We start from the raw sequence: 15,845 nt of genomic DNA on the forward strand, positions 1-15,845 counted from the left end.
GAGAGTGATACAGCGATCTACTAGGTTATTTTAAGCAATCTTATCCAATGTGGTCGTACAGCTGCCCATAAAGATATCGATGAAATCTCGAACTTCGGGCATTGAGTCGGCGAGATCCTTTATACGCTCATCGAGACCATCTTTAACATGAAGAAACTCTTCGTTTTGGAACCTCAGCTCGTTCATGGCTTTTATGTAAGCTTGCAGAATGTCAGCGGCCTTAACGATCACCTTATATTCCGGCTCCACTTTTTCCTGTACTAGCAAGTTTTCAAATTCATCTTGTAAGTCATCTGGAAGAGTCTTCAAACACTTCTTTTCTGCCAAGTCCTCAAGATATTTTACTGCTTTGGTTATTTCTGGATTGCTGTATTTCGTCTTATGGTTGATGTCCTGTACGAGCGTCTCAGAAACTTCGTGATAGATGGCAACAGTCGCCGCTCTTTCGGGGATAAGGTTGCCGCCGTAGCGTTTATTTTTTATTACCGCAAGCAGATGTGCGATAGCGGCGACTTGGTGGCTGTGCTCTGAAATGTTCTCAGCCTGAAACGTGTGCATGAGTGCCCATCTTTGAATGAAGGACATACGTGTAATCCATGCTAGGAATGTGCTCTCTTCGTGCTTCACTATGCTCCCTTATTGTTATTTATCTTACAAAGTAACTATTCGTCAGATTCGAGCTTAAGTCAAATAAGGAGGGTATAGCTTATGAATGCTCATCATCTTCCTCTTTTAAATGACAAAGGCTCCTAGTGGATAGGAGCCTTTGAGGGTATCTAATTTAAAGCCTTGTAGTCTAAGATTATTCTTGGCTGTAGGTCGACAAGAAGCGTTCGAGTCTACCAATAGCCGTTTCCAAGTCTTCGATATGCGGCAGTGTCACGATACGGAAGTGGTCCGGTTTCGGCCAGTTGAAACCAGTACCTTGTACTAGCAGTACCTTCTCTTGCTTAAGGAAATCGAGCACGAATTTTTGGTCATCTTTGATGTTGTACATCTCCGTGTCGATTTTCGGGAACAGGTACATTGCGCCTTTTGGTTTCACACAAGAGACACCCGGGATCTTGTTGATCAGCTCCCAAGCTCGGTCACGCTGCTCAAGTAAGCGACCGCCCGGCAAGATAAGCTCATTGATACTCTGATAGCCGCCTAGTGCTGTTTGAATCGCATGCTGCATGGGTACGTTGGCACACAAACGCATCGAGGCAAGCATTTCGAGGCCTTCAACATAGCCTTTAGCTAAATGTTTAGGACCCGTTAAGAACATCCAGCCACCACGGAAACCACAGACACGATATGCCTTCGAGAGGCCGTTAAAGGTCACCATCAGCACATCTTCTGCTAGGGTTGCAATAGACGTGTGTACGGCACCGTCGTAAAGCACTTTATCGTAGATCTCATCGGCGAAGATCATCAGTTTATGTTCACGGGCAATTTCGACCACTTTTAGCAAAAAGTCACGGCTGTAAACTGCACCGGTCGGGTTGTTCGGGTTGATAAGAACAATACCGCGAGTCTTCGGTGTGATCTTAGCGACCATGTCATCTAGGTTTGGATACCAGTCGTTCTCTTCATCACACATGTAGTGAACGGCTTTACCACCAGAGAGTGCAACCGAAGCTGTCCACAACGGGTAGTCAGGAGCGGGAACTAAGATTTCATCGCCATTATTTAGCAGAGCTTGCATCGACATTACGATAAGCTCAGAAGCACCGTTGCCAATGTAAACATCTTCGACATCTAGGTTGCGCAGACCTTTCTTTTGATAGTGCTGCACGACAGCTTTACGGGCAGAGTAGATCCCTTTTGAATCACAGTAACCTTGAGATGTCGGCAGGTTACGAATTACGTCAACTAGGATTTCATCTGGGGCGTCAAAACCAAACGGGGCGGGGTTACCAATATTTAGCTTTAGGATTTTATGTCCTTCTTCTTCCATGCGCTTAGCATGTTTTAGTACTGGTCCTCTGATTTCATAGCATACACTGTTGAGTTTTGACGACATCCCGATATTTTGCATTGCCGATTTCCTGAAAATTATTTAAATACTTTATTAAAGTACCTTAAATTGACGTTTTTTAGAATAAAAATCTGAACAATCAGCGAATTCCGAATAACCTTTAACCAAAGGCTGTTCAGTCACGGTCGTGAGGGATTTCGTAAACTCGGATTGTGCTTAGATAAACTGAGGGGTGAAACGTGCAAAATCACAGGAATACTGAAAAGATTTTAGACATTCTTGATCTAAGTAGGTGCTACCCATAAAGTATCAAACTAATATAATAATAAATTAGATGTGAACGAGGTCGATTTGTCACATTTCCAACAAACCATCTCCACTTTGATTGAGCGAGTTCAAAATGCGCAAGCTGGCGAAGTTCGTTGTGTTGAAGTTCTTAAGCAGAAACCACCGTTTGCATTTATTGAATGGCTTCATGCTCAACCGCTGTTTCCGAAGTTCTATTGGCAATCTCGAGACACCCGAGAAGAAGTCGTTGCGTTAGGGCAGATCCACACTTTTTCGGATCCTGCACCGGCGTATACGATTCTTGGCGAAGACCAACGTATCTGGGGTGGGCGCTCTTTCGATGGTCACACTGAAAAAAATCGACGCTGTATGGAGTCTTTTTTCTTCCTTCCACAGGTAGAGCTGATTCGATTTGATGACAAATGGTCTTTAGCCATCAACTTGACGCCAGATCGCGTCGCTTCAATCAATGCGCTTAAGAAGTTGTCAGTTGATGCCGCAATACTTGCCCCAATCAGTGCGCATATTGAAGAGATTAGCCATCTTCCAGAGCAACCAGAGTGGAACGCTTTAGTAGAGAAAGTGCTGACTGGCATCGATAACGACGATTTCAAAAAAGTGGTGCTTGCGCGTAAAACGACAGTGCAGTTGGATGAACCGATCTGTGCTGCTCAGCTATTAAAAGCCAGCTATCAAAAAAACCACAACAGTTTCCATTTCATGTTGGTGCTGGACTCCAAGCACAGCTTTATTGGCTCGACACCAGAAAGGCTCTACAGTCGCCACGGCAAGGAACTCGATACAGAGGCTCTCGCTGGCACCATTGGGCGCGGCAAGAATGCATCGTCTGATATGGAACTTGCCAACTGGTTGACTCAAGACCAGAAGAACCTCAATGAAAATCAATACGTTGTCGACGATATTGTTGATCGCTTAACAGCGTATTCTCATGCTGTGAACGTCGAGAAAGAGGCACGTTTGGTTCGTCTTCGTAAGGTTCAACATTTAAAACGCCATATTCATGCGCAGTTGCACGCAGGGGGCAACGGAGTGCAACTACTCGGTACACTGCAACCGACCGCAGCAGTCGCTGGTTTGCCTCGCAAAGAGTCAATGGAATTTATTTTAAAACACGAGCCTTTTGCACGAGGCTGGTATGCAGGATCGGTTGGTTTCATTAGTCACCAACGTGCTGAATTTTGCGTAGCGATTCGCAGTGCTTTGATCGTTGGCGATCAAGTTCAGTTGTTCGCAGGAGCGGGGATCGTTCCAGGATCGGTTGCTGAGCATGAGTGGCAAGAGCTGAATAAGAAAATGTCGACTTTGCTAAGCCTTATCTCTGAGCACCCACCATTGGGTGTAGCATCATGAATTCACCGTTATTGAAGCATGACCAAGCGGTGTTAAATCGAGTTTGGTCATCGACGCTGCTTGAGGAGTTGGCGCGCACCGGTGTTGAGCATGTTTGTATCGCTCCGGGCTCACGTTCAACGCCTTTGACTCTTGAGGCAGAAGCGAACAAAAAATTCACCATTCACACGCATTTTGATGAGCGTGGCTTGGGCTTTTTTGCTTTAGGCTTAGCTAAAGCAACCAAGAGCAAAGTCGCGGTGATCGTGACTTCTGGAACCGCGGTGGCGAATCTTTTGCCTGCAGTGGCTGAGGCGGGACTTACTCGCGAGTCATTGATTCTTTTGACCTCAGACAGACCCGTTGAATTAGTTAACTGTGGCGCAAACCAGGCTATACAACAGCTGGGAATTTTCTCTCAACATGTTGAAGGTGCGTTGAATTTACCGAGCCCAAATACCCAAGTGTCACTCAACTGGTTACTGTGTTCGTTGGATGATCTGTTAGCGCAGCAGACTGCGAAGGGCGGGGCTATTCACATTAATTGCCCTTACCCAGAGCCGCTTTATTCCAACGAGAGTTCAGATATTTATCATCAGTACATCTCTTCGATTACTGCATGGAAGGTAAGCGACCAGCCATATACTTCCAAGTCGTACCATTTAAGCACAGCTCGCCCTTGCACCTCATCGAGTGATTACTATCAGCGTCGTGGGGTGGTTGTGATTGGCTCTTTGGAACTAGAAGAAGCAAAGGCAGCAAAACAGTTTGCCCAGTCGTTAGGTTGGCCTGTGTTTTGTGATGCCCAATCTGGCGTCGCGAGCGATTGGCAGCACTACGACCTTTGGCTTCAGGTGCCTGAAACCGCTGAGCAATTGAGTGATTGCGACTGTATCGTGCAGTTTGGTGAGCGCATTGTCTCTAAGCGTTTAAATCACTGGATCAAGCAACAAGCGATTCATTTTTCGCCGCAGCAGTATCTCGTAATATCACCCGATACGCACTGTATCAATCAAGACCACCTGCCTCAGACTCATATCGTTGCTCAGCCTAGATCGTGGTTGGCTGGTCAATCGTTACCAAGCCTGCATGCGCAGAGTGCAGGTTGGGCAGATGGTCTTAAGTTAGCCTCACAAAATATCGCTCAACTGTCTCGCGCACAGTTGATGAATGATGATCAACTCACCGAGCTCAGTATTGCGGTCGATTTGTCGACTAGACTTAAAGAGCGATCGCTGTTTGTCGGAAACAGCCTAATGGTGAGACTGGTCGATATGTTGTCAGCAGTTCCTAATAGCCCAGTTTATAGTAATCGAGGCGCGTCAGGCATTGATGGGCTGGTAGCTACTGCAGCGGGGGTACTCAAAGCCCATCAGCACCCTATGATGATGTTAATTGGTGACACGTCGCTTCTATACGATCTCAATTCATTGGCACTGCTTAGCGACTCAAAAACACCAATGGTAATCGTGGTGACGAATAACGACGGCGGTGCGATTTTTGACTTGCTCCCCGTACCGCAACAGCAGAAACAATCCCTCTATCAAATGCCTCACGGATACAGTTTTGCCCATGCTGCTGCTCAATTCAGATTGCAGTATGCTGCCCCTGAAACTCGAACACAGTATCAAGATGCTATTGACTCACACTTTGAACAGGGTGAGGGAACACTGTTAGTTGAAGTAAAAACACCGCCAGAACAAGCCTCTCACTTGTTGAAGCAGTTCAATTCAATGTTAAAAGAGGCGCAAGCCTAAGGAGTCGACATGCTTTTCTCCACGTACTATCCCGCTGAGCAAACCTCGTTAGAGAAACCTTTGCTTGTGTTCCTGCATGGTCTTTTGGGAAGCGGAGAAGATTGGAGTGCATGTCACTCATATCTGTCTGAATATCCGCGTTTGTGCATTGACCTACCGGGTCACGGCAAGAGCTGTTTTGTCGATCCGATTGGTTTTGATCATTGCTGCGATAAAATCGTTCAGAACGTCCAGTTTCAGTGCCAGAGACAACAGCTACCTGATAACTATCCTATTGTTTTAATTGGTTACTCTCTCGGTGGTCGCTTAGCGATGTATGGAGTGACGAGTGGGAAGTTTGCCACGCTTAATTTGGTGAAAGTTATTGTCGAAGGAGGCAACTTCGGACTCGACGGTGATGATGCAAGAGCACAGCGTCTGGTCCATGATACGCAATGGGCAGTTCGCTTTGCACAGCAATCAATTGAAGATGTTTTAGACGATTGGTATCAGCAAAGTGTGTTTTCTTCACTAAATCATGAGCAAAGACAAACTTTAGTCATAAAGCGTAGTGGTAATCTTGGAGTATCCGTAGCAAATATGTTGTTATCTACATCACTTGCCAAGCAACCGGATTTACGTGCCACATTGAAATCTTGCGAGCATCAGCTGCACTATATCTGTGGTAAAAAAGATCGTAAATTCATTGAATTGGCAGAGAGTAGCGGCTTTGAGTGTAGTCAGGTCGATCACGCTGGACACAATGTCCATTTTGAACAGCCTGAACTATTTTCGAATTTGATCATCCAATGCATTAACAAGCACGATTGAACTCGCAGTCAACGCATTACGTAAAAACGCTTGATGTAAACCGATCTCGACATAGAGCACTTGATATAAACAGAGATTGCGACACTGCCGAATAACGGCTGTGATCATGAATATAACAATGGGAATCACCATGGCGAAAACAGTAGGCATCACCGAAGAAGAACTATACGCGGCAGTAAACTGGAGCGATGTAGGCAGTCAATATGAAGATATTCAGTACCATAAGTCAGACGATGGTATTGCAAAGATTACGATTGCTCGCCCTCAAGTTCACAACGCGTTTCGTCCACAAACCGTAAAAGAGATGATTAACGCTCTGGCCGACGCTCGTTATGACGAGAAAGTTGGCGTGATTATTCTTACTGGACTTGGTGAAAAAGCATTCTGCTCTGGTGGCGACCAAAGCATCCGTGGTGACTACGGCGGTTACCAAGATGATTCTGGCACGCACCACCTGAACGTACTGGACTTCCAACGTCAGATCCGTACCTGTCCTAAGCCTGTCATTGCAGCAGTGTCTGGTTGGGCTGTGGGCGGTGGTCATGTACTACATATGATGTGTGATCTGACGATTGCTGCTGAAAACGCTCAGTTTGGTCAAACCGGCCCGAAAGTGGGTTCATTTGACGGCGGTTGGGGCGCTTCTTACATGGCGCGTATTGTCGGTCAGAAGAAAGCGCGCGAAATCTGGTTCCTATGTCGTTTCTACGATGCACAAGAAGCCGTAGATATGGGCCTAGTGAACACAGTTGTCCCTGTCGAGGATTTAGAGAAAGAGACAGTACGTTGGTGTCGTGAGGTTCTACAACACAGCCCGATGGCTCTACGATGCTTGAAAGCCGCGCTGAACGCTGACTGTGATGGTCAGGCAGGTCTGCAAGAACTAGCGGGTAATGCGACCATGATGTTCTACATGACAGAAGAAGGCCAAGAGGGTCGAAACGCATTTAATGAGAAACGTCGCCCAGATTTCGACAAGTTCCCTCGTAACCCATAACCGAATCTACGCTCACACAGAGTCGCACAATGCGGCTCTTTGTGTTTTTGATGCTCTGTTCGCAAGGAAGACTTATGAACACTATGAATTGTTCACGTAGCGCTAAACTTTATCGTTATCAATTACCTATGGATAGCGGCGTGGTGCTACGTGATAACAAGCTGAGTCAACGTATCGGTTACGTTATTGAGCTTGAGTATGACGGTAAGCGAGCGCTAGGTGAGGTTTCCCCTCTACCTGGGTTTAGCGTGGAAGATACCGAGCAAGCCGGTATTCAACTGCAAGAACAGTTGGAGTTATGGAGCCACAACAAACCGTTGGCGCCATACGAAGAGCTGTATCCTTCGGTCGCATTTGGCCTGTCGATGGCAATGATGGAGTTGGAAGGGGAATTGGGAGAGCACGGTAACTATCGCGCTGCTCCTCTGTGTACGGGAGACCCTGATGAACTCATTCCTGTACTCAATGAGATGGAAGGTGAGAAGGTCGCTAAAGTGAAGGTTGGTCTTTACGAAGCGATTCGCGATGGGATGCTGGTTAGCCTTTTCCTAGAGTCCATTCCAGACCTAAGCTTGCGATTGGATGCCAATCGCGCTTGGAAACCGGAAAAAGCCAAGCAGTTCATCAAATACATCTCTCCTTCTCTACGCCAACGTATTAGCTTTATCGAAGAGCCGTGTCAGCAGCCAGAGGATAGTTTAGCGTTTGCGATTGATAACGGTGTTGCGATTGCGTGGGATGAAACCCTGCAAGATGCGGTGAAGCGACCAGGCTTTAACCTTAGCGATCTCACAGGTGCGAAAGCTGTGGTGATCAAGCCAACACTGATTGGTTCAGTAGAACGCTGCGTTGCAATCATTGAGCGAGCGAAGCAGTTAGGCATTAAGCCAGTGCTGAGCTCAAGTATTGAGACAAGTCTTGGTCTGACTCAGATTGCTCGTTTGGCGCATCAATACTTGCCTGAAGAAGTGCCCGGATTGGACACTATTGGTTTGTTCCAATCTCAACTTGAAATTGCTTGGCCAAATTGCGATTTACCGCTAGAGACTTTGGAAAGCCAGCAGTTGATTTGGCAGTCTTAACGGCTTTTTAGTTTTCACATCTGTTCAGCTCATCCTAATGTGGTGGGCTGGCTCTGTCAGCATCAGGTACACTCGTGACCTTCACCAATTCTTTATGGAAGCTGTGGGCAAATGCCTCACCAAACAGCCGCGCGTTAATTACCCCTTCGTATACGCTAAACTGGCGTGAACTTGATGGGCTTGTCGAACGCTATAGCGCCTACTTAAATACACAAGGCTTGTCCAAAGGTGACGTACTGACCATTGTTGGAAAAAACAGTAGCGAGTTAGTGCTCGCTTATCTCGCATCTCTCAACCTTGGTGTGTTGGTAGCGATGGCGATGCCTCAGCCGTCGAAGAAGCTTGAACAAAAACTAGACACCCTTTATCTAGAAGGCAAAATTCGTTTCGTTGCATTTACAGGTGAGCATGGCGAAGCGTTGAGTGCCAAAACAAAGCTTATCTCGCTCCCAAGCATCCAAGAGGCTTCAGGTAGTACACCAAACTCACTGAAACAATCTTTGAGTGAAACGAGTGATCTTGCCTCAATCGTGTTTACATCTGGCTCCACCGGTAACCCAAAGGCGGTGGCGCACACGGTCAAACAGCATATAGCGTCGGCGACAGGGTTATTAAAACACTTCGAGTTTGGTTCTGATGACACTTGGCTGCTCAGCCTACCTATGTACCACGTTTCAGGTTTAGCCATCTTTTATCGCTGGCTGGTGGCGGGCGCGACGCTCAAAGTGGGTAATCAGGGTTTAGAAAAAGACATTGATGGTTGTACCCATGCCTCTCTGGTAACGACTCAGCTTCGCCGTTTGCTTGATAGTGAGTGTCCACTTTCGTTGAGTCATGTTTTGCTTGGTGGCAGCCATATTCCAAATCAATTGGCACAAGAAGCCAACCAGCGTGGCATTACAACTTGGCTTGGTTATGGCATGACAGAAGCCGCATCAACGGTGACGGCGAAACCTGTTGATGAAAGCAATACAACGGGTTTTGTGCTTCCCCAACGGAGAGTTAAAGTCGAAGATGGTCGAATCTATATCTCTGGGGAGACGTTAGCTAGTGGGTACTTCTATCAAGGACAACTGGCGCCTTTGGTTGACGGGGCAGGTTGGTTTGACAGTAAAGATCTCGGTCAATGGGTTGATGATCAGCTGTTGATTATTGGTCGTGCAGATAACCAATTTATCTCGGGTGGAGAGAACATTCACTGTGAAGAGATTGAGCAAGCCTTGAGTAAACTATCAGGTATCAATCAAGCGATTGTCGTACCGGTAGAGGATCGCGAATTTGGTTTTCGTCCTGTCGCCATTGTTGATTGCAACGAGCTACCTACCAAGGACTGGTTCTGCGAAAAGCTGGTGGGGCGTTTAGAAAAATTCAAATTGCCGATCGAATACCATCGAATGCCAGTGTTAGATCAACAGGGTATTAAAGTTTCAAGAGCTGACCTTGCACGCTGGCTTAAGAGAACGCGCTCTTGATGAGGTTAGTTGATTTGGAGATAAAATAGTTCAAAACAGAATTTAGTATCTTTATAACTATCCATCATAATAAAGCCTGATTTAAAGGAACTAGTGAATAAGGCTTCAGATATGAAAATCGCGCTGATCATTGCGGTGCTGCTGCAAATAGGACAAGCAGTGACCTCTCACGGGCTGACTCGATCGTTGGCTGAGTTCACCGCTTTTATTCTGGTGGTTGTACTAGTGATGATGAAAAAGCAAGAGAGTCAGGCTAGTACCTCAGTACAAGAGCAGTAACCAGATACAAAGAACCCTCACCAGTGTGGTCACAATGGTGAGGGTTTTTCGCTTGTGAATGAGGTGTTTTTAAGCTGACGGTTTTTAAGCTAACTGTTTTTAGGTTAAGCGAATAGTAGCCAACTTAACGATCCAACAGAGATCAACACCCACATTGTAATACCAAACATCAACGGCTTTGGCCCTGCAGCTTTGAGCTTCTCGACAGAAATTCCACACCCGATTAGGAATAAACAAACAACCAATGCGCGCTTGGAGATGTCAAAGATCCCTTGGTAAACCATGTCAAATTGCGGTAGCAAGTCGCTGACGGCGATAGCGGCACAGTAGAAGAAAATGAAGTAAGGAATCGTGATTTTCTTCTCTTCACTCTTGAAGATCATCGCGCTGACGAGAGCCACTGGAATGATCCAGAGCGCACGAGCAAGTTTCAGTGTGGTTGCTGTTGTTAGTGCTTCTTCACCATAAGCAGAGGCTGCCCCCACCACCGATGAGGTATCGTGAATTGCGATTGCCGCCCAAGTGCCAAAGGTATGTTGGCTCAGTTCTAACGCATGACCAATCATTGGGAAGATAAACAGCGCAATGGAGTTGAGAACAAAAACCGTCGCTAAAGCTAAACCGATCTGCTCATCATCCGCCTTAATTGCTGGAGCAACGGCAGCAATGGCACTACCACCGCAAATCGCAGTGCCAGAAGAGATAAGGTAGCCTGTTGTGCGATCCAGCCCCATGCGTTTTGCTAAAAACCAACCAATCACTAGCGTACCGATAATGGTGGTCACGATAAGTCCAATACCATCACCGGTAACTGACAGTGCTTGCTCAAATTGGATCCCAAAGCCCAAGCCAACGATGGAGTAGGCGAGCAGCTTTTTAGTGATTTTACCGACTTCAAGGTGAGCGGGAACCCAGCCTAAACTTGCCAGCAAAAAGCCGATAACAAGCGCAGTAGGAGAGCTTACCCAAGGGGTAAGGCAAAAAAGGGCTGCGAGGTAAAAAGGGATACTTTTGTTGAAGCTCATGATGGCGCCAGTATTTATTATTAGGTTACGTTAGAGAGCACTATACGTATAAACAGTCGATAAGTAAGTCTAAATGAATTGAACAAACGTTTAGAAAAACTGAACGTTTGTTCGCAAGCTTTTATATTCTGACTGTTAAGCGTGTTATCTAGCGAAAGTCACCGCGTAGTTCGACGACTTTCTGATGCAGTACATCGCATGAAGCTCGTCTTGGATCGATAGCGTTGCCCGCCTCAATCTCAAGTTTGGTCCAGAATCGAGTGGGTAGACCTTTGCAAGCTCGTCCCTTGTAGCGGCTGAAGTAGCTGCCCCAAAGTCCTTTCAATGCCATAGGGATGACTGGCACAGGAGAGCGCTTGATGATCAGTTCCATGCCTCGCATAAATTCGCCTACTTCACCGTCTGACGTTAAGCGGCCCTCAGGGAAGATACAGACGATGTGACCATCATGCAGAGCTTGTTCGACTTCATTGAAGGCATTGCGAATAGAACGGCGGTTGGTCGCTGAAATCGGAATCACCCCAGCGCGTTTTAGGAATCGACGGAGCAGCGGCAGTTTGGCGTAGTCCTCTTCCATCACAAACCGAATCAAACGAGGGCAAACCGCACTCAGCAGCAACGCATCCATATAGCTCACGTGGTTACAAATAATCAACGCACCGCCTTTCTCAGGCAAGTGGTGCAGATTCTTATGTTTTACACGATACATAGTATGAGTGACGATCCAAGTTAAGAACCTGCACGCGTATATAGGTACTTGATAGACAAGGTATATAACTACGAGCGTATTCATTGCTGCCAGTAAAATGAATAGATCAATAATGTCCATTTCAAGTAGGCTCAGGCAGATGATGCCAAGGGCTGCGCTGCCAACCATAAATAGAGAGTTGTAAATATTTAGCCCTGCAATCACTTGAGCTCGCTCGTTTGGTTCAGCCCTGAACTGCATTAAAGCGTACAGCGGAACAATGAAAATACCGCCGGAAATACCGAGAAGCAGTAGGTATGCGAATAGTGGCCAGAGATCAGAGTGAACAATAAACTGATCAAAGGATTCGAATTGAGGTAAATTCTCTGGGACTGACAAAGCCATCAGCAAACCAAACAAGGAAATACCTAAGCTCCCCATTGGCACGATGCCAATCTCAATACGATGGTTAGAGAGCTTGTCACAAGCTAATGAACCGATAGCAATACCAATAGAGAACATGGCGAGCAAGAAAGCCACAGCACTTTCAGTACCGTTCAAATGAACTTTGGTAAAGTTAGGAAATTGGGTCAAATAAGCTGCGCCTAGGAACCAGAACCAGCTAATAGCCATCAGTGCTTGGAAGGTCGGGCGGTCTTTTTTAGTAATGTTTAAAGTTTGGCGGGTTAGTGCAATTGGTCGCCATTTTATTTTCATATCTGGCGCACTACTCGGTGAATTTGGAATAAAGCAGCTAGCGCCATAGCCCATCACTGCGAACAGAACGATACATACCGAGGCGACGACCTTTGCACTCTCATGAGACGCAATAAGTCCCGCGCCCAAAGTGCCAATAAGAATCGCCAGAAAGGTGCCGGTTTCGACCAAGGCGTTACCAGAAACCAGTTCTTTAGGTTCTAGTTGTTGCGGTAATAACGCGTATTTCACCGGTCCAAAGAAGGCACTCTGTGTTCCCATCAGGAACAATAATAGCAATAGAATACCGTAGCTTTCATAGATAAAACCGATGGCACCTAGTGACATGATGATGATTTCGAGCAGCTTAACCTTACGAATGAACCACGACTTTTCGTATTTATCGGCTAGTGCGCCTGCCAGGGCAGAAAACAGGAAGAACGGCAGTATGAACAGACCAGCCGCTAGGTTAATAAAGAGGTTACTGGAAATTGGCAGTGTATCGACACTCGCGAAAGCGACAAACAGCAGCAACACATTCTTGAAGATATTGTCATTAAAGGCCCCTAGAAACTGGGTGATAAAATAGGGTAGGAACCTTTGTTGTGTTAACAGCGAAGATTGGCTGCTGCTCTTCATGTGCGAACCTTGTTCATGCGAGACCTTATGCATTTGTTATTTTGATGACTTACCAATTGGTTAAGTAATTTGATAATAGGTTATTAATCAGGTCTTTACCATCAATCGGCTCAGAAGCGAAGAACTTGTCATCGACACTTAGTAGCGTAATACCGTGTACACCAGACCATAATACGCGGCTGGCTTTAAGCACTTCTTTTTCAGTGTGATGAGGTGCGATAGCGAGTAATAGCTGCTCAAGCATACCTGTCATTTTTTCGATACGGCTCGATTGCCACTGGGGTAGGTTCTCACCATTCATATTATGTTCAAACACTAATTGCCAACGGTTTGGGTGCTTAAGAGCAAAATCGTGATAACAGTAGGCCAGGTTAAACAGTGCGTCTTGAGGGGAGCTTGATTTTTCTACAGCAACGGTCGCTTCAGCCGACAGTTCATCAAGCGTTTTAGCCACGACGTGCAGAAGAAGTAGGTTGTAGTTGCCGAATACATTAACAAGAGTACTTGGCACATATCCAATCATATTCGCGATTTTTCGAAGGCTCAGCTCATGGTATGAGTGGTCTTCCAAAAATTGAGTCACGGTGTCTAGTGTAAGCTGAACTAATTGCTCGCGCGTGTGATCGTTTCTTCTAGCCATTTTGAATTTCTATTTTGAACTTCTATTAATGAACAATGTTCAATATTTTAGTCGCCCGCTCTAGTAGGCGTCAATGCTTTACTCAATAAGGGTTAAATTAATCTCAGCAATATTATGATACATGTGTAGCGGCTGTGAATATTTCATTGTTCATTGTTAACGAGTATGATTAAAGAGTCGAAAGATAACGAAACCTATAAAGGATAACAATGAAACGATTTTTCTCACTAATCGCGATAATGATGGTATCAGTCGCGGTGACACCAATCGCAGAAGCGAAAAAGTTTGGTGGTGGTAAGTCATTTGGTAAAAGTTTCAAAACGGCTCCCGCTCCTAAGCAACAACAGCAAAATACTAACTCGATTAAGCAAGACCAAGCTGGCAAAACAAATGCGGCAGGCTCTAGTAAAAAAGGCCTTATGGGTGGTCTACTAGGCGGTCTACTGGCTGGTGGTCTGTTAGCGGCATTCTTCGGTGGCGCTTTTGAAGGTATCCAGTTCATGGATATCTTGATCATGGGTCTGATTGCGTTCCTAGCATTTAAATTCCTACGTGGCATGTTGGGTGCTAAGCAGGGTTCAATGAACCAGCAACGCAGTCAACAACCTGCGTTTGGTGGTATGGGTCAGAATAAGTTCGAACAACCACAACAGCAGCCTAATGTACAGAGCTTCGAACAGGCACAACCTCAATCACAGAGTACAGCTGGTGGTTTTGGTTTTGGTGCACAAAGCGATGTTCCTCATAACTACCCACCGGGTTTTGACCAAGCAGCGTTCATCAACGGTTCTCGTGAGCACTACCGCACTCTACAAGGCGCTTGGAACCACAATGAGCTGAACACGATTGAAGAATACGTGTCTCCAAGCTTGTTTGAAGACTTAAAAGCAGAGCGCAGCAAGCTTGAAGGTGAGCAGCACACAGATGTAATGTACGTAGATGCAGAGATCGTTCGTGCTGATCATGATGGTAGCAAGGCGCAATTGAGCCTTCAATTCAGCGGTCGTTACCGTGATTCAGTAGAAGGTATTGAAGAAGATATTACCGATATCTGGCATTTAGAGCGTGACCTTACTGCGCCAAATGCACCTTGGTTGATCGTTGGTATCCAAGGCTAGTTAGTCCAGTTTCGTGATTTATCTAAGAGCCCTTGCTGTTATGGCAAGGGCTCTTTTTATTGGGGTAATTCAAAGCGAGCGTGACTCGGTGGTAATCACAGAAAGTCATGCCAATCACAGTAATACCAATCACAGTAAATAGGTGATCAAAAATAGCGCAGGAAAAAGGCTTGAGCACAAGGCTGATCTTTTTGATTGGTAGAAGCGACTAATGATATTGGGGAATAAGGGAAGTATGAGTTCAATCTATGGTGATTTTGGTGCGACTAGATACAAAAAAACCAACTCAGTGAGTTGGCTTTTTTTAATCTCTTAAGAGAATATGGTGGAGGGGGACGGATTCGAACCATCGAAGGCGGAGCCGGCAGATTTACAGTCTGCTCCCTTTGGCCACTCGGGAACCCCTCCAGGGTGTTTTTCCCAGTCTTTAAAAGCCAAAAGCCATTAAAACATAGGCTCAATTGAAGTTTTCCCAACGATTCAATCGAGGTTTTCTTATCTCTAAAGAGTTAAGAAGGAATATGGTGGAGGGGGACGGATTCGAACCATCGAAGGCGGAGCCGGCAGATTTACAGTCTGCTCCCTTTGGCCACTCGGGAACCCCTCCAGGGTGTTTTCCCAGTCTTTAAAAGCTAAAAGCCATTAAAACATAGGCTCAATTGAAGTTTTCCCAACGATTCAATCGAGGTTTTCTTATCTCTTAAAGAGTTAAGAAGAAATATGGTGGAGGGGGACGGATTCGAACCATCGAAGGCGGAGCCGGCAGATTTACAGTCTGCTCCCTTTGGCCACTCGGGAACCCCTCCAGGGTGTTTCCTATCTAACGTAGGCTCAATTGAAGTTTTCCCAACGATTCAATCGAGGTTTTCTTATCTCAAAAGAGTTAAGAAGAATATGGTGGAGGGGGACGGATTCGAACCATCGAAGGCGGAGCCGGCAGATTTACAGTCTGCTCCCTTTGGCCACTCGGGAACCCCTCCAGGGTGTTTCCTATCTAACATAGGCTCAATTGAAGTTTTCCCAACGATTCAATTGAGGATTTCT

General features: G+C 46.1%; 13 protein-coding genes and 4 tRNA genes. 8 read left to right on the forward strand and 9 right to left on the reverse strand.

What is annotated here, in order from left to right; all coding sequences use genetic code 11:
- Positions 1-30: 30 nt before the first annotated feature.
- The gene (yfbR, locus tag vsple_RS04495) at positions 31-627 is read right to left on the reverse strand and encodes a 5'-deoxynucleotidase (RefSeq protein WP_255231106.1); all 597 of its coding nucleotides are present in this window, start codon (positions 625-627) and stop codon (positions 31-33) included.
- 175 nt (positions 628-802) lie between these two features.
- Positions 803-2,020 (reverse strand): pyridoxal phosphate-dependent aminotransferase, encoded by a 1,218-nt coding sequence (locus tag vsple_RS04500; protein WP_150871535.1) that lies wholly within the window; start codon positions 2,018-2,020, stop codon positions 803-805.
- A gap of 291 nt (positions 2,021-2,311) precedes the next feature.
- Between vsple_RS04500 and vsple_RS04505 the strand changes: the two genes are divergently transcribed.
- The 7 genes from vsple_RS04505 (at position 2,312) to vsple_RS04535 (ending at position 9,995) form a co-directional block, all read left to right on the forward strand.
- Positions 2,312-3,619 (forward strand): isochorismate synthase, encoded by a 1,308-nt coding sequence (locus tag vsple_RS04505; RefSeq protein WP_261882779.1) that lies wholly within the window; start codon positions 2,312-2,314, stop codon positions 3,617-3,619.
- A gap of 11 nt (positions 3,620-3,630) precedes the next feature.
- The gene (gene menD / locus vsple_RS04510; protein WP_261883119.1) at positions 3,631-5,355 is read left to right on the forward strand and encodes a 2-succinyl-5-enolpyruvyl-6-hydroxy-3-cyclohexene-1-carboxylic-acid synthase; all 1,725 of its coding nucleotides are present in this window, start codon (positions 3,631-3,633) and stop codon (positions 5,353-5,355) included.
- A gap of 9 nt (positions 5,356-5,364) precedes the next feature.
- The gene (menH, locus tag vsple_RS04515) at positions 5,365-6,165 is read left to right on the forward strand and encodes a 2-succinyl-6-hydroxy-2,4-cyclohexadiene-1-carboxylate synthase (RefSeq protein ID WP_261882780.1); all 801 of its coding nucleotides are present in this window, start codon (positions 5,365-5,367) and stop codon (positions 6,163-6,165) included.
- Positions 6,166-6,295: 130 nt separating this feature from the next.
- Positions 6,296-7,162: a 1,4-dihydroxy-2-naphthoyl-CoA synthase gene (gene menB, locus vsple_RS04520; RefSeq protein WP_032549592.1), complete on the forward strand. Its 867-nt coding sequence runs from the start codon at positions 6,296-6,298 to the stop codon at positions 7,160-7,162.
- Positions 7,163-7,236: 74 nt separating this feature from the next.
- A complete protein-coding gene (menC, locus tag vsple_RS04525; RefSeq protein ID WP_261882781.1) occupies positions 7,237-8,244 on the forward strand; it encodes an o-succinylbenzoate synthase in 1,008 nt (335 codons plus the stop codon).
- Between the two features lie 74 nt (positions 8,245-8,318).
- Positions 8,319-9,716, forward strand: a complete 1,398-nt coding sequence (gene menE, locus vsple_RS04530) for an o-succinylbenzoate--CoA ligase (protein ID WP_261882782.1) — start codon at positions 8,319-8,321, stop codon at positions 9,714-9,716.
- Positions 9,717-9,827: 111 nt separating this feature from the next.
- A complete protein-coding gene (locus vsple_RS04535) occupies positions 9,828-9,995 on the forward strand; it encodes a hypothetical protein (protein ID WP_255231100.1) in 168 nt (55 codons plus the stop codon).
- Between the two features lie 104 nt (positions 9,996-10,099).
- On the opposite strand, the gene vsple_RS04540 is transcribed toward vsple_RS04535, so the two are convergent.
- The 3 genes from vsple_RS04540 to vsple_RS04550 all read right to left on the reverse strand — a co-directional run bounded on the left by vsple_RS04540 (position 10,100) and on the right by vsple_RS04550 (position 13,683).
- Positions 10,100-11,020, reverse strand: coding sequence for a YeiH family protein (locus vsple_RS04540; protein WP_255231099.1), 921 nt, complete (start codon positions 11,018-11,020; stop codon positions 10,100-10,102).
- A 148-nt stretch (positions 11,021-11,168) separates the two neighbouring features.
- Positions 11,169-13,043 (reverse strand): MFS transporter, encoded by a 1,875-nt coding sequence (locus tag vsple_RS04545; protein ID WP_261882783.1) that lies wholly within the window; start codon positions 13,041-13,043, stop codon positions 11,169-11,171.
- A gap of 49 nt (positions 13,044-13,092) precedes the next feature.
- Positions 13,093-13,683, reverse strand: a complete 591-nt coding sequence (locus vsple_RS04550; protein ID WP_255231097.1) for a TetR/AcrR family transcriptional regulator — start codon at positions 13,681-13,683, stop codon at positions 13,093-13,095.
- Positions 13,684-13,892: 209 nt separating this feature from the next.
- On the opposite strand from vsple_RS04550, the gene vsple_RS04555 reads away from it, so the two are divergent.
- A complete protein-coding gene (locus vsple_RS04555) occupies positions 13,893-14,801 on the forward strand; it encodes a Tim44 domain-containing protein (protein WP_261882784.1) in 909 nt (302 codons plus the stop codon).
- Positions 14,802-15,124: 323 nt separating this feature from the next.
- Here the strand turns inward: vsple_RS04555 and vsple_RS04560 are convergent.
- The 4 genes from vsple_RS04560 to vsple_RS04575 all read right to left on the reverse strand — a co-directional run bounded on the left by vsple_RS04560 (position 15,125) and on the right by vsple_RS04575 (position 15,781).
- Positions 15,125-15,209: transfer RNA gene (locus vsple_RS04560), tRNA-Tyr, on the reverse strand.
- Positions 15,210-15,323: 114 nt separating this feature from the next.
- Positions 15,324-15,408, reverse strand: a tRNA-Tyr gene (locus vsple_RS04565).
- Positions 15,409-15,522: 114 nt separating this feature from the next.
- Positions 15,523-15,607: transfer RNA gene (locus vsple_RS04570), tRNA-Tyr, on the reverse strand.
- 89 nt (positions 15,608-15,696) lie between these two features.
- Positions 15,697-15,781 (reverse strand) — tRNA-Tyr (locus vsple_RS04575).
- Between the last annotated feature and the right edge of the window lie 64 nt (positions 15,782-15,845).

Origin of the sequence: Vibrio pelagius (assembly GCF_024347575.1) — a bacterium.
Taxonomy (GTDB): Bacteria; Pseudomonadota; Gammaproteobacteria; order Enterobacterales; family Vibrionaceae; genus Vibrio; species Vibrio pelagius.